Below are 14,256 nucleotides of genomic sequence, written 5' to 3'. Positions count from 1 at the left end.
GGCGGCTTAGGAACGGAGAGCGAAATGAAGACCTGCTGGAAAACCGCATGTAGTGTAGCGTCCATTGGGCTCGTCCTGGGTGGTGCCAGTTTTGCGCAGGACTATGCGGGAGAGACCCTCGTGGTCGGTACATGGGGTGGCGACATTGAGCGTCTGCTTCGTGAGCACGCCGCAGGTCCACTTGAGGAGGCAACTGGAGCAAAAGTTGAGTTTTTGCTTGGCGGTTCCGGTGACCGTATGGCCAAACTCTACGCCGAAAAATCCAATCCCACGATGGATGTGACATTCCAGAATATCTATGAGGCCCCGCAGGCTCTGTCGGATGGGCTTGTTGTGGCACCTGACGAGTCATCGGAAATTTACGGCGATCTTTGGGAGGGCATGAACGACGGCTGTTATGCGATGTCCCTGGTTGGTCTGGGCATTGCCTATAACAGGGATCTTGTATCAGAACCGGTCGAGTGGGCCGACATGTGGAACCCGGATTACAAAGGGATGATCGCAATGGCGCCATATCCCAGTTCAGAAGGTGATGGACTGTTGGGTGTTGCGGCACGCCTTGAAGGAACCGATGAGCACGACCCTGATGTCGCCTTTGCCAAGGTTGCCGAACTCGGCGCACCGGCATTGAACTATACGTCGTTGGATGAGGTCTTTGCACTGATGGATGCGGGCGAGGTGGCGATGGCCCCAATGATCTCGGGCTATGTTCTTGCGGCTTTGAAGGAATGGGACAATATTGGGTTCTCTTTCCCCACTGACCCTGGTCCGGTTTTGGTTCGAGACATGGTTTGTCAGGTTGCGAATTCGCCCAATCCCGAGTTGGCGAAAATGTTCATAAAGCTTGCTCTGAGCCCTGCTACCCAGGAAGCCTATGCCGAGGAGCTTCTTTTTGGGCCGACCAACTCGAAGGCGGAACTTTCCGAAGAAGCCGCTGCCGATACGGTGAATACACCTGAAGAGGTTGCTTCCCTTCTGCAGCTGGATTGGCCCTATGTGATCTCGCAGCGTGCTGACTGGACGGACCGTTGGAACAGGGAAGTCCTTGGGCAGTGAATTTTCCATCGGCTACCTTGACCTGGTCGTAACATGAAGCGACCGGGTCCAAAGCATTACCTGTTGGCGCCAGGCGTGCTTCTGGTTTCTTGCGTGTTTCTTGCGCCCTTCCTGTTGCTGGTAGTCCTGAGTTTTTGGACCCAGCCAGAGGGCACGCTGCTGGTCGAGCCCAGCCTGACTGTCGAGAATTATCTTCGGATTTTTTCCGATCCATACTATTTGCGAGGGCTTGCCCGGACGATTTGGCTGAGCTTTGCAACGGTGTTCTTTTCGTTGCTGCTGGGCTTTCCTGCCGCCTACTGGATCGTCCGTCGTGCCGTGCGTTTGCGGCGGATCGTCATGGCGCTGATGTTGTTGCCGATGGTTTGCGGAGCGTTGCTGCCGACGCTTGGCCTCGTCAACATTTTTTCTCCCCTTGGAATCATCAACGGGTCCCTGAAGCAGTTGGGACTGATTGACAGATCCATACCTCTTCTGGGTACGCAAACGGGAATTTTGATCGGGTTGATTCAGGCATTTCTTCCCCTGATGGTTTTGCCGCTTGTTGCGGTCATGGAGCGCCTTCCCCTGGCCCTCGAAGAGGCGGCCATGTCCCTGGGTGCGCGTCCGCCACAGGTTTGGTGGCGGGTTGTCATGCCTTTGGCTGCTCCGGGTATCGTAGCAGGATCTGTATTGGTATTTTGCGCGGCCCTCACGTCATTTGTGACACCTCAAATTCTCGGGCAGGGCAAAATTGCGACCTTTGCGGCGATGACATGGCAGCAGGCAAGCCTCGTGCTTGATTGGCCGTTTGCATCCGCACTTGCCATGGTTATGCTACTGATAATGGCGGCCCTTGCCTGCATGGTCCTGGGCTTCAGGCGCCTGAATTGGGTTCGGCCATGAGGCGCGTCCTGTTGGGTGGTGTTACGGCACTCGTCGTTCTGTTCACGGTTGCCCCGTTGATCGTGCTGGTGTTTTCCAGCTTCGATGACGGGAAGTTCTTTCGTTTTCCACCAAGAGAATTCTCAATGCGGTGGTTTGAGGCAGCGTTTGCCAGCGTGGAGTATCGCAGTTCACTTTTGAACAGCGCGGTTGTTGCGGTGGTGGCAACGTTGATTTCCGTTGTGCTGGGTACGGCTGCGGCGTTGGGCCTGCAGCGTACCGCCTTGAGATCGCGGGCGGCACTTGAAATGGTTCTGCTTGCTCCACTAACTCTGCCGCTGGTGATCTGGGCCATAGCATTGTTGCAGATTTACTCATGGCTGGGGGTAGGAGGCACTTTTTGGGGGCTGGCACTCGCGCACGCCACATTCACCTTGCCATTTTCCGTGAGGGTGATGTTGGCGACACTTTCGGCCATCGAACCGGGGCTGGAGCTTGCGGCCCGTTCACTCGGCGCGCGACCGTGGCGTGCGTTTGCCCGGATAACCCTGCCTCTGGCTTTGCCTGGCATCGCTACCTCCGCGGCGCTCTCGTTCTTCATATCCTTCAACGACGTCATTGTTTCTACGTTCATTGCCGGATCCAGCTGGATGACTTTCCCGGTTCGTCTTTATTCCCAGCTTCGGGGACAGGGGATTGACCCGACGACGCTGGCAATTGGCACAATGATTATAGCCTCCATTCTGATCGTTGTTGCATTGACTGAACTGTTCAACAGGAAGGCGTCCAGGGCTTGAGTGCATATCTGTCAATCCGGAACGTGGCCAAGACGTACGGTCGGTCAATTGCGCTGAACCGCATTGAGATGGATGTCTGCAGGGGTGAGTTTCTTGCTCTTCTCGGGCCGTCCGGATCCGGAAAGACGACGCTTCTTCGCATTCTGTCGGGGCTACTTGACGCGGATCATGGAGAAATCACCCTTGAGGGACGAAACATATCCCGCACACCGGCTTGGGAGCGGGACATAGGGTTGGTCTTCCAGAATTACGCGCTGTTTCCGCATATGGATGTCCGGACCAATGTGGGGTTCGGACTGGAAATGCGACGCATTCGCGGATCTGAAGCCGCGCGGCGCATCGATGAGGCCTTGGATACGGTTTCGATGCTGGAGTTTGGCAGCCGCATGCCGTCGGAACTTTCGGGGGGGCAGCAGCAGCGGATCGCGATTGCGCGGGCCATCGCGATCAAGCCGCGTCTTCTGTTACTGGATGAGCCACTTTCCAACTTGGATGCGGTCTTGCGGCAATCTGTTCGCGTCGAGCTACGCGAGTTGCATGACCGTACGGGGCTCACGACAATTATGGTCACCCATGACCAGGTGGAAGCACTGACGCTATCGGATCGGGTTGCGTTGATGGAATGCGGGGAAGTACTTCAGATTGGCAGTCCTGAAGACCTCTATCAAAGACCCGCGTCCGCGTTTGCAGCCTCGTTTCTGGGGAGCCCACCCGCCAACCTATTGCCCGTAACCCCAGTTGGCGTGCCAGGCGAATTCAAAATTGGCGAAATGCCCTGGAAACCCGCCGGTTCCGTAGCCGAAATCCTGGCTCGACTGACGCATCCCGCGAACATCGCGCTACGGCCAGAAACCCTGTCTCTTTCGGAAAATCATTTACCCGGTTCGATTCCGGGAAAACTGAAGGCGGTTGAATACATGGGGGGTGAACGACTTGCCCATGTGGAGATCTTTGATGAGGGCGGGCCCATAGTTCTGGTGCGAACGGCGGCTGAAGTTCCGGAGCCTGGAACCAAAGTCTTCGTTGTGCCGACCGTGATTACCGGTCTTTACGATACTGAAAACGGATTTGAAGTTTGTCGCTTGGATTGAGGAGTGCGAAGATGTGGACGAATGTTGAAACCTGGGCGAAGCGCAGCCCGGCGAAGCAACAGCTCCGAGAGCAAATCTGGGGTATGCTTGAGGAAACGGGTGTGGCTGTCGGTCCGGCCTTCGGCAATATCCCCAACTTCGCAGGGGCCGACCTGGCAGCGTTTCACCTTTCCCGCAGCACGGAATGGCAGTCTGCCAGGACCGTCAAATGCAACCCTGACCCGCCACAGATCCCAATTCGGCTCCGCGCTCTATATGACGGGAAGATACTGTTCGTCCCGGTACCGGCTCTGACCCGAAATTTCCCGTATCTGAAGCTGGACCCAAAGAAACTTGAAGAGAACGGCGTCAGCTTCGAACTCGCGGCAACCTCCGAAGGGTACATGATTCACGGAGAACGGATCGAGTTTGAAGACGTTCCCGCACTCGATTTTTGCATTGTTGGTTCCGTTGCGGTTTCCAGGGAGGGCGGGCGCACCGGCAAAGGCGCCGGATTTGCTGATCTGGAAACCGGAATATTTCGCGAACTGGGGACCATCCTGGCTGACACCCCGATGGTCACACTCGTCCACTCCACCCAGATTGTGGCGCCGGAGGAGGTCCCGATGATGGAGCACGACAGTCCGCTTTCTATGGTCGCCACGGAAGGCGAGCTCATTCGTATACCTGCGAGCGATACGCTACCGGCCGGCGTGAACTGGGATATGGTTCAGCCGGACCAATTTCGCGATATTCCCTTTCTCGCGACGCTGCGCGACAGGCTACTCGGCAATCATACCGGAGGTGGTCAGTGAGGGGCCGTAGTTTGTCGTTCAACAAGGCTTACGGGCAGCATCGTGATTTTACGTGGGGAGGTATCGCCACCAATTCGACCGACCAGAAGCTCAACTGCGCTCCGCCCGAGGTCGGGCAGAGACTGATGAACAGTGGTGAGGCCAATCAGGGGCCAGGCGCTCATGCCGATGTCATCAAAACCAATCACGGAAACCTCTCCGGGAACATCAATGTCAAGATCACGCAACGCCGAGAGAGCGCCTATGGCCACAAGATCATTGACGCAAACCACCAGGGAAACCTCACGACGCGCCATGCTTTTCTTGGCCTCCGGGCCCAATGCGGCAGTGAGCGGTACGGTTTGCTCCCAGACAATTTCACATTGGCCGAGGGCAGCGTCCACAAATCCCTTGCTCCTCTGAAGGCTCGAGGCGACGTCACCTCCTCCGGAAAGAAGTCCAATGTGTTTGTGTCCAAGGCGAATGGCGTGTTCCGCAATCAACCTGCCGCCAGCTTCATGGTCGGCCTGCACGCAGTCGAGACCAGGGAGGGCGCTGTCGATGGTTACGATTGGAAAGGGTGGTTTGGTCCCGGCTTCGCTGTAATTGGGATGGAGGACTGCGATGGCACCATCCACTCCATGTTCAGCCAGTATGCGCAACGCCTCCGCCTCGCGTTCGGGAGTATCGCCGGAATTTACCAGCAGCGTGGCAAGCCCCTGGGTTTCGGCGTAACTTTGAACCGCTTCGGCAATCTCAGGAAATATCGGGCTGACCAGCGTCGGCAAAATACAACCAATAACATTGTGCCGCCCGGTTTTAAGGGACACTGCGGCCCGGTTGCGCGAATAGCCCAGTTCCTTCGCAACACGACGCACGAGGCTGTCGACTTCGGGCGTAACCTTGTCGAGATCGTTCATGACGTAGGAAACCGTCGCCAGAGAAACTCCTGCGGCGTTCGCCACGTCGCGGATCGTGACCCGTTTGCTCATTCAATTCACCTTAATCTGTATATTGAAACCTTTAACGAGTGGAGCGACGCAAGGCCAGCCAATGCGGGCAGTCGAGTGTGTGCGTGAGGGCGGCGGATTATACGGCGCGACTATTACGCGACACTGTCCCCATCCTTCGCAGTGAGGAGGAGCAGACGTGGGATGCTACCGCGGCCATGGACCATCAGGCCTCGGAAATTTTGCAGTTTTGGGCGTCGAATGCCCCGGGGTCCGGTGCACCTGAATGCCTTATGGCGGGAGCGCTTCAGTCGCTGGAGAACAAGGGGTTCGCGCTGGAAGATTACGGCCAACTCCTGAACGAAGGTTTGGTCTCCGCGAAGTCCCGGGACATCGAAAAACTCTTGCGCATCGACATGCAGCTTCGGGTTATCATGCGTAACGCCAAACCCGACCCCGATCATCCGTCCCAAAAGACTGTCAGATACCATGATTGGGAAAGCTTCTCGTCTGATGTTTCGTGGCCGGATGACATTGACGTCAATCTGGCCGATCTTCCCGACCGGTTACGCGCCGGGTGGTTGGGCCAGTTGGTTGGAGCCGCTGCCGGGACGGCTCTGGAGGGCTACAGTTCCGACAAAATCGCGACGAGCTTTGGTAGTGTTGACCGCTACCTCCGGGTTCCCAACACATATAATGATGACATTACGTTCGAGCTGGCTTTCCTCGAAGCCTATTTGGACCGTGGCGCTTCAATCACCTCGTCAGACATCGCGTCGAACTGGGTGGGTATGATTCCGCTGGGATGGTCGGCTGAGGCTGTAGCGCTTGATGCTCTGCGCCGTGGCATTCTTCCGCCAGATTCCGGCAGCCTGAACAATCCGTTTGACGAGTGGATTGGGGCTCAAATGCGGGGAGCAATCTGTGGCATGGTTGTGCCGGGTCGCCCACGGGAGGCTGCGCGTCTGGCATGGCTCGATGCGCGGATCAGCCATGCGGGCAACGGCATCCTTGGTGAGGTGTTTAATGCCGTGCTTTGTGCGATGGCATTCGGGCCTCGTGATTTGCGCGAAGTGCTTGTCGATTGCATCGAGTTGATACCAGAGACCACCGAATATGGGATGGTGGTGCGCCATGCCCTGAACGTTTGCAAATCGGAAGAAAACTGGCGGAAAGCCTGGAAAGCGTGCGACAGGCGGTACCGGAATTACAATTGGATCCACGTCTACCCGAACGCGGCGGCCCAGATTATCGCGCTGTGGTTCGGGGAGGACGATTTCGACCGGACATTGGCAATCCTGTGTGGGATGGGCCACGATGTGGACTGCAATGCGGCACAGATGCTTTGCGTAATTGGTTTGCGCCGTGGAAGCGAGGTTATTGCCGATCATTGGACCGAGCCATTACTCGCTGGTGATATCATCACCTACATGCGGCGACCGAAGAGTCTTTCATTTGACAGTCTGGTCACGCGGACGCTTGAGGCCACGAAAGTCTGATGATCCGTATGGTTGCCAGGTTGCTGGATAGCGACGCTTGATGCCCGTACTATTCCATGATCGCGCGCTTCCAGGTTCCCCTGAGTAGGCGCAGATGGAAAGGTGCGAGCTTTATCAGTTCCTCAGCGAACAAAAGGGTAAAAACCCACGTCGCTGAAAGGTTCAGGTACAATACCATGACCGCCGTAGCCGGCACCCGGAACAGCCATTGAGACCAGACGAAGACGTGCATGACGTAGACGGTTTCTCCGCCGGCCCTGAGTGTGTTGCCGCATATGGCGTTGGAGCCTTTGGGGAAGGGGAGGACGAGCAGAACCGGAAGGAAGCTCATCAATGTGGCACGGGTGCTGGGGTGCAGATCGGGATAAATCCAAGGCGTCGACAGGCAGACGACCGTGTACACCACCGCAACCAATGCCGATGCAACCATTGCCGCACGCCACGCCTTGGAAAGGAAAGGATCAAGGACGCGGTCGGACGCCTTTCTACCTAGAAGTTGGGCAATCAGAATTCCCGCCGCCTGCGCCCAGCACATTCCAATAGTTCCGGCGACCTGAACCCACGGCATAATGATCGTCATCGCGGCGAATTCGTTGACAGGAAGTTTGGCGTAGATCAGGCCGCACACGCTCATGGCGATGGTTGCACTGGCGAATGTGGCGGCGATCGGGAGGGCAAAAACGAGATGCCGCTTGATGCTTGCGAGGAACGTTCCGTTGCGCCAGCCTGCAATCTTCAGGAGCGCCCGATGTTTTTTTATCAGCATTGCGGCCAGGAATCCGACCTGCAGTACTGAAGCCGCAGCACTTCCGACGGCAGCACCTACCACACCCAAAGCGGGTGCGCCGTACATGCCGTGGATCAAGACAACGCTGACCAGAATATTGAAGGGAACAGCAATTACATAACTTAGGGCGGGCAGGCGCGTGTTACCGCACCCATTGAAAAAGCCGGTCATGCAATGCCCTGCGGCCTCGGCGACGATTACAACCGCAAACACTGCCAGGTAACGTCGCGCCTCTCCCGCAATCCATGCATCATGTGCAAGGCTGTCGATAATGGTGCCCGCTAAAAGACCCAATACGACCAGTCCAATGAGAATGACGGAAATGTTGATGGTCAGTCCTGCAAGCAGCGCCGTTTTCAGAAAGGTCTTGTCACCTGAACCGAAGGCCTGGGCGATCCGAATTTGAGTGGCATTGGAAAACGCTACGATAAGGCCAAGCAAAATCCCGGCGATTGACGCCGATAATCCGAGAACTGCCACGGCGGATTCCCCAAGCGAGGAAACGAGCCAGGCGTCGATGACGACAATACCGTGCAGCATGACGGCCTTGACCGTAAGTGGCCATGCAAGATCGAAAATTGATCTGGTCGACGGAGTTTTTGCGGACGGGTTTTTGGTGGTCATTGGGTGTCCGGTTCGACTCCATGAATTTGTGCGATGAAATCAGCATGTGCCCGCACGCGACGGCATGCAGATTGGCTGTTGTTTAAATGAGGGTGGGTCGCCAGTGGCGAACCTGAAGGTGTCAGCCGTCGTCCGGCTCGAAATAATGTGCGTTGGTTTCAGCTATGGAGGCAATGGTCGAATCGAGTCTGGAAAGGTGCACCATGCCTATCTTGACGGCGCGCTCGGCGTCGCCGGCCAGAATGGCGTCGGCGATGGCCTCATGGTCCTCGAGCAGTTGCGGCATCCGGTCTTCCTTGGACAGTCCGAGATTGCAGAGGCGGTCGACCTTGGCTTTTTCCGTCGAAATAACCTCAAAGGCAAAATCCACTCCTGCAATCGAGCAGAGCGCCTTGTGAAACTCATAATCCAGCACGCCAAAATTTTGGAGGTCGGCTTTCTCGATTACGGCGCGCTGTCTTTTCAGGCATGCGTCAAGAAGTTTTGCAGCCTCTCCATCAGCCCGGGCTGCAGCCCGTCGCAGCACTTCAGCCTCAACCGCTGCCCGCACAAAGCGTGACTTTTCGATTTCCCGGGAGGAAAACCTTTTTACCTCGGTCGCCCGCTGTGGGCGAATTAAAAGCAGGTCGAGATTCGCGAGCCGTGTAAATGCGTCCCGCACCGGCTGGCGGGAAACGCCAAACCTGGCGGCAATTTCTGCTTCCGAGATGCGGTCCCCTGGGCGCAGGCGCAGCGAGGAAATCTCATCAAAGAGATGTTCGAAAATTTCGTCCACCGTCGTACGGCGGTCCTGAGCCAGGTTGTTTTGCATTCGTCGTTCTTTCCTCTTCGCCAAAGGCTTATAGCCACGTTCCGTGATTTCGCCAATTGCTGATCGTGGGAGGTTTTCCTCGATGCCTGCCATGTCGCTGCCTTTCCGGTGCCGATCGCTGTGCCCCTCATCTTCGCCGGAGCCTGACCGTCCATGTTTTCGGACCTGTCCGTCATCGAACAAGTCACATCAAGGCGCTGGGCGATGACGCGATTCCGGTATCCCACATTTTAGACTAGTATTCCAGTTAAAAGACTAGTATCCCAGTTGCAGGGTCAAAACGAATCGCAAAACACGGCTCCCAAAACGGGTTGACGGGCGATCAGGACCAAAACTGCCCGGAAAGCGGGCGCAGGAGCGGAAGGGAGGGCTCATGTCAGGGGTTCGTTTGGATGGCATCGTCAAGGCGTATGGTTCCGTGCAGGTCGTGCATGGCATCGACCTGGAGGTAAAGGAACAGGAGTTTGTTGTCCTGGTTGGTCCTTCCGGTTGTGGAAAATCCACCACTCTGAGGATGATCGCAGGTCTTGAGGAAATATCCGATGGCGATCTGACAATCGATGGACGCACGGTCAACCGGGTGGCACCGAAAGACCGTGATGTTGCCATGGTTTTCCAAAACTACGCCCTCTATCCCCACCTGAATGTGGCCGACAATATCGCATTCGGTCTGCGGATCCGCAAAGAAAGCAAGGAAAAAATCGCCTCTTCCGTTGAAGAGGTTGGGGGAATTCTTGGGCTTACTCCGTATCTTGAGCGTCGGCCGGCAGATCTCTCGGGTGGCCAGCGGCAGCGCGTTGCGATGGGCCGGGCAATTGTGCGGCGGCCCAAGGTTTTCCTGTTTGACGAACCGCTTTCAAACCTTGACGCAAAACTCCGGACCCAGATGCGGGCGGAGATCAAACGTCTGCATAAGCGTCTCGGGGTGACTTCGATCTATGTGACCCATGACCAGGTTGAGGCAATGACACTGGCCGACCGCATCGTCGTCATGCATGACGGCCGGATCGAACAGATCGGCAGCCCCATGGAGCTGTTCCTGAACCCGGCCAATACGTTTGTTGCCGGTTTCCTCGGCTCCCCACCAATGAACATGGTTACTGCGATGGTCGCCTCCGGTGACCAGGGGCCGGTCGCGGAATTTGATGGCCAGCGCATTCAGCTGAAACCAATCCCGTCGCTTCAGAACTCGGTTGGTGAAAAAGTGACGCTCGGCATCCGTCCCGAGTTCGTCAATGTCGGCGACCAGTCCGATCCCAGGCGCGTCAAGGTGGATGTCGACCTTGTTGAAACACTCGGATCGGAGGCGCTCATCCACGCCAATCTTCAGGGCGCGCCGTTTGTCATACGTACCGATACCGTCGGTCAGATGCATGTCCTCGACGGCATTTCCGGTTTCACTATCGAGCCTCACCTCGTGAAGGTATTTGATGCCGAAACGGGGCAGACCCTTCCTGGTCAGGTGCTGGAACAATGAGCGCCGATCTGGATCCCGCCATCGGGCGGACGGAGGAACTTGTCGTTGAAGCGCGCGAGGCGCAGCGTAGTCGCCGCCCGGGGAGCCTTCAGCGGGTAGGCGATCACTTAAAGCGGGAATGGCAGCTATATGTCATGCTGATCCCGACGGTTCTGTGGCTCCTCATCTTTCTTTACAAGCCGATGTACGGCCTGCAGATCGCCTTCAAGGATTATTCGATTTTCCGCGGCGTCGCTGGCAGCCCCTGGATCGGGTTTGAGCATTTTCAGACGCTGTTCGGGAATGATCAGTTCTTAAGGGCGCTGAAAAACACGATTATCATCAGTTTCTACGGCCTTTTGTTCGGCTTCCCGATGCCGATCCTGCTGGCACTGATGTTCAATGAAATTCTGAACCAGACGTTCAAGAAATCCGCCCAGACCATCGTCTATCTGCCGCACTTTGTGTCCTCTGTGATCATCGCGGGTATCGTCATCACGGCGTTCAGCCCCAGTGCGGGTATCGTGAACACGATCATGGGCTGGTTTGGTATCGAGCCGATCTACTTCCTGACTAAACCCGAGTGGTTCCGTCCGATCTTCGTGGGTACGGGCGTCTGGCAGGAGGCTGGCTTCCAGTCGATCGTCTATCTCGCGGCAATCGCTGGTGTGTCACCGACGCTCTACGAATCCGCTGTGGTCGATGGCGCAAGCCGCTGGCAAATGATGTGGAAGATTACCATCCCGTCGATCCTTCCGACCATCATCATCATGCTGATCATTCGCATCGGCAACATGCTCGAGGTCAGCTTCGAGATGATCATCCTGCTCTATCAGCCGGCAACCTACGAGACGGCGGATGTGGTGAACACGTTCATCTACCGGCAGGGCATCCAGGGCGGTCAATACGACCTCGCCGCGGCAGCGGGCCTGTTCAACGCGGTGGTGGCCTTTGTCCTGGTGATGACCGCCAACACGATTTCGAAGCGTTACTCGCGCACGTCGCTTTGGTAAGGGAGCTGGATCAATGATCAATATGAATCTCTATTCGCGCGGCGACAAACTCTTCGTCATCGTCAATATGGTACTGATCGGTCTGTTCACGATCTCAACTCTGTACCCATTCATCTACATCGCGTCGCTGTCACTCTCGACGGGTTTCGAAGCCCGCGCCGGTAACGTGATCATGACACCGGTTGGCTTCACGATCGAGGCTTATAAACAGGTACTGAGTGAGCCGCTGTTCTGGTCCTCGTACATGAACACGTTCATCTACACGATCGGCGGTACCCTGATGAGCCTCGCGTTCATCATCCCTGGGGCCTACGCCCTGTCGCGTCCGCAGCTCTACGGACGTCGGTTCTGGAACCTGATGGTGGCGTTCACCATGTGGTTCAACGCGGGCCTTATCCCATTCTTCCTGAACATGCGGGATCTGGGGCTTCTGGACAGCTATTTTGGCATCATCATCGGTTTCGCGGTCAACGGGTTTAATATCATCCTGCTACGCAACTTCTTCGAGGGCATTCCACAATCGATTGAAGAAGCGGCTCGGATGGACGGTGCCAACGAGTTCCAGGTTCTCTGGAAGGTCTACGTACCGCTCTCGAAGCCGGCGATCGCCACGGTTGCCCTCTTCTGCATCGTTTCACGCTGGAACGGCTTCTTCTGGGCAATGGTGCTGCTCCAGGACGAGGAGAAAATTCCGCTCCAGGTCTACCTGCGAAAAGTCATTGCCGAACTGTCCGACGACGAGGAATTCGCAACATCGCTACTGACTGCGGCGTACTCCTTCGAGACCGTCAGCGCCGCGATCATCGTCTGCTCGATCGTACCGATCCTGCTCATTTACCCCTTCCTCCAGAAATACTTCAGCAAGGGCATCCTGCTGGGCGGAGTGAAGGAATGAACCGTAAGTCTCGCAACAGGGAGGACACCATGCGAAAACTTCCACTGACCCTTGCCATCCTTGGCACCACCGCCATGACGGCACCGGTCTTTGCCCAGGAACTGGAATTGCCGATTGTCGATGAGCCGCTGGAACTGACGGTGCACATGCACTGGCCGCGGGCACAGGGCTACGGCCCCGGTGGTGACACTTCAAAGATCTACCCGGTGGAGGAAGTTGCGCGCGAGAAAACCAACATCCATCTGGTGGACCAGACTTCCGGCCGTAACACGACCGACAATGCTGAAGCGATGAACCTTCTTCTCGCAGCCGGTGATCTGCCGGACATCGTTGGCGGCAACCTGATCAAACAGCCGGTGAACCAGTACGGGCCCGAAGGTGCTTTTGTGCCGCTTAATGATCTGGTTGAGGAGCATGCTCCCAACATCAAGGCCTGGTTTGAAGAGCATCCTGAGATTTGGGATGCCATCGCGGCCTATGATGGCAACGTCTATTACATTCCCTATCTGCCCGACGGCAAATATGCGCGTGCCTGGTTTGTTCGCCAGGACTGGCTCGACGCGCTCGGTCTGGAACGCCCCGACAATGTGGATGAGCTGCACGATGTGCTGGTGGCCTTCCGTGATCAGGATCCGAATGGAAATGGCCTGAAAGACGAAATTCCCTTCTTTGTTCGTGATTGGGAAGAGGTTCTGCGGCTCCTGAACCTGTGGGATGCGCGGTCCACCGGAGCGGATGTCTACCACGAATTTTACGTGAATGACGAAGGCCAGATTGTGCATCCCTATGCTCAGGAAGCCTACCGTGATGCGCTCGCCAATGTCGCTCAATGGTACGACGAGGGTTTGATCGACCCGGAGGTTTTCACCCGTGGCTCATCGGCGCGTGACTACCTTCTGGGCGAGAACCTTGGTGGCATGACCCACGACTGGTTTGCGTCGACTTCAGGCTACAACGTTGCTCTCGCTGACAAAGTCGAAGGTTTCAATTTCATCCCGTTCCTTCCGCCGAAATCCGCCAGCGGTCAGCGCATTGAGGAAAACCGCCGCATCCCCATGAAACCGGATGGTTGGGCAATCACCTATGCCAACGAGCATCCTGTAGAGACAATCAAGTACTTTGACTTCTGGTTCTCCGAGGAAGGCGCCTTGCTGGCCAATTTCGGCGTTGAGGGCAAAACTTGGAACATGGTTGATGGTGAGCCGATTTTCACCGAGGAAGTTCTGGGTTCCGGACAGCCGGTTAACAGCCAGATGTACCTGGAAGGTGCGCAGGTCTATCGTGGCTATCCGCAGGATTACCGCTACGAGTGGCAGTGGACCCGTGATTCCGCGCGTGAGGGTATTGAACTCTACGATACTGAGGATCTTCTGGTTGATCAGTTCCTGGGTGTTTCCTTCAATCAGGACGAGCAGGAAGTCTATGACCGTTACTGGCCGTCCATTCAAACCTACATGCTGGAGCGTCAGCAGGCCTGGATCCTCGGCTCCGGTGATGTTCAGGAAGACTGGGACGCCTACATCGAGGCCATTAACAAGATGGGCTACGAGGACGTGCTTGAGGTGATGAATTCCGCCTACGCCCGTCAGTACGGCGGTTAATCCACGACACCCCGCTAATTCAGGTGCGGCCGATACACG

At 56.4% G+C, this 14,256-nt stretch carries 13 protein-coding genes; 10 read left to right on the top strand and 3 right to left on the bottom strand.

Annotation, left to right across the window (positions count from 1 at the left end):
- Positions 1–24 precede the first annotated feature (24 nt).
- The 5 genes from ACP15P_RS20265 to ACP15P_RS20245 all read left to right on the top strand — a co-directional run bounded on the left by ACP15P_RS20265 (position 25) and on the right by ACP15P_RS20245 (position 4,602).
- A complete protein-coding gene (locus ACP15P_RS20265) occupies positions 25–1,056 on the top strand; it encodes an extracellular solute-binding protein (protein WP_424930303.1) in 1,032 nt (343 codons plus the stop codon).
- Between the two features lie 33 nt (positions 1,057–1,089).
- Entirely contained in the window at positions 1,090–1,941 is an 852-nt protein-coding gene (locus tag ACP15P_RS20260; RefSeq protein ID WP_424930302.1) for an ABC transporter permease, read from the top strand.
- A 62-nt stretch (positions 1,942–2,003) separates the two neighbouring features.
- On the top strand, positions 2,004–2,717 hold the full coding sequence (locus tag ACP15P_RS20255) for an ABC transporter permease (RefSeq protein ID WP_424930350.1): 714 nt from the start codon (positions 2,004–2,006) through the stop codon (positions 2,715–2,717).
- Positions 2,714–3,808 (top strand): ABC transporter ATP-binding protein, encoded by a 1,095-nt coding sequence (locus tag ACP15P_RS20250; protein ID WP_424930301.1) that lies wholly within the window; start codon positions 2,714–2,716, stop codon positions 3,806–3,808. Before ACP15P_RS20255 ends, ACP15P_RS20250 begins: the two co-directional genes overlap by 4 nt.
- Before the next feature lie 11 nt (positions 3,809–3,819).
- A complete protein-coding gene (locus ACP15P_RS20245; protein WP_424930300.1) occupies positions 3,820–4,602 on the top strand; it encodes a 5-formyltetrahydrofolate cyclo-ligase in 783 nt (260 codons plus the stop codon).
- Here the strand turns inward: ACP15P_RS20245 and ACP15P_RS20240 are convergent.
- A complete protein-coding gene (locus ACP15P_RS20240; RefSeq protein WP_424930299.1) occupies positions 4,596–5,573 on the bottom strand; it encodes a LacI family DNA-binding transcriptional regulator in 978 nt (325 codons plus the stop codon). The genes ACP15P_RS20245 and ACP15P_RS20240 overlap by 7 nt on opposite strands.
- A gap of 176 nt (positions 5,574–5,749) precedes the next feature.
- Between ACP15P_RS20240 and ACP15P_RS20235 the strand changes: the two genes are divergently transcribed.
- A complete protein-coding gene (locus ACP15P_RS20235) occupies positions 5,750–7,030 on the top strand; it encodes an ADP-ribosylglycohydrolase family protein (protein WP_424930298.1) in 1,281 nt (426 codons plus the stop codon).
- Positions 7,031–7,079: 49 nt separating this feature from the next.
- Here ACP15P_RS20235 and ACP15P_RS20230 read toward each other — a convergent pair whose 3' ends face one another.
- Positions 7,080–8,441 (bottom strand): MATE family efflux transporter, encoded by a 1,362-nt coding sequence (locus tag ACP15P_RS20230; RefSeq protein ID WP_424930297.1) that lies wholly within the window; start codon positions 8,439–8,441, stop codon positions 7,080–7,082.
- 121 nt (positions 8,442–8,562) lie between these two features.
- Complete coding sequence (locus ACP15P_RS20225) at positions 8,563–9,345, bottom strand: GntR family transcriptional regulator (protein WP_424930296.1); 783 nt, start codon at positions 9,343–9,345, stop codon at positions 8,563–8,565.
- A gap of 280 nt (positions 9,346–9,625) precedes the next feature.
- Here ACP15P_RS20225 and ACP15P_RS20220 point away from each other — a divergent pair, with 280 nt between their 5' ends.
- Genes ACP15P_RS20220 through ACP15P_RS20205 form a run of 4 tightly spaced genes read left to right on the top strand, consistent with a single transcriptional unit; the run spans position 9,626 to position 14,217 of the window.
- Positions 9,626–10,729 carry an ABC transporter ATP-binding protein gene (locus tag ACP15P_RS20220; protein WP_424930295.1) on the top strand — a complete coding sequence of 368 codons (1,104 nt, stop codon included), beginning with the start codon at positions 9,626–9,628 and terminating at the stop codon, positions 10,727–10,729.
- Positions 10,726–11,721, top strand: coding sequence for an ABC transporter permease (locus ACP15P_RS20215; RefSeq protein ID WP_424930294.1), 996 nt, complete (start codon positions 10,726–10,728; stop codon positions 11,719–11,721). The genes ACP15P_RS20220 and ACP15P_RS20215 overlap by 4 nt, the downstream gene beginning before the upstream one ends.
- Positions 11,722–11,734: 13 nt before the next feature.
- On the top strand, positions 11,735–12,616 hold the full coding sequence (locus ACP15P_RS20210; RefSeq protein WP_424930293.1) for a carbohydrate ABC transporter permease: 882 nt from the start codon (positions 11,735–11,737) through the stop codon (positions 12,614–12,616).
- Positions 12,617–12,645: 29 nt separating this feature from the next.
- Positions 12,646–14,217: an extracellular solute-binding protein gene (locus ACP15P_RS20205; RefSeq protein WP_424930292.1), complete on the top strand. Its 1,572-nt coding sequence runs from the start codon at positions 12,646–12,648 to the stop codon at positions 14,215–14,217.
- Positions 14,218–14,256 lie beyond the last annotated feature (39 nt).

This window comes from Amaricoccus tamworthensis (genome assembly GCF_049800875.1).
GTDB lineage: Bacteria > Pseudomonadota > Alphaproteobacteria > Rhodobacterales > Rhodobacteraceae > Amaricoccus > Amaricoccus tamworthensis.
This window is presented reverse-complemented; position numbering and strand designations above follow the sequence as displayed.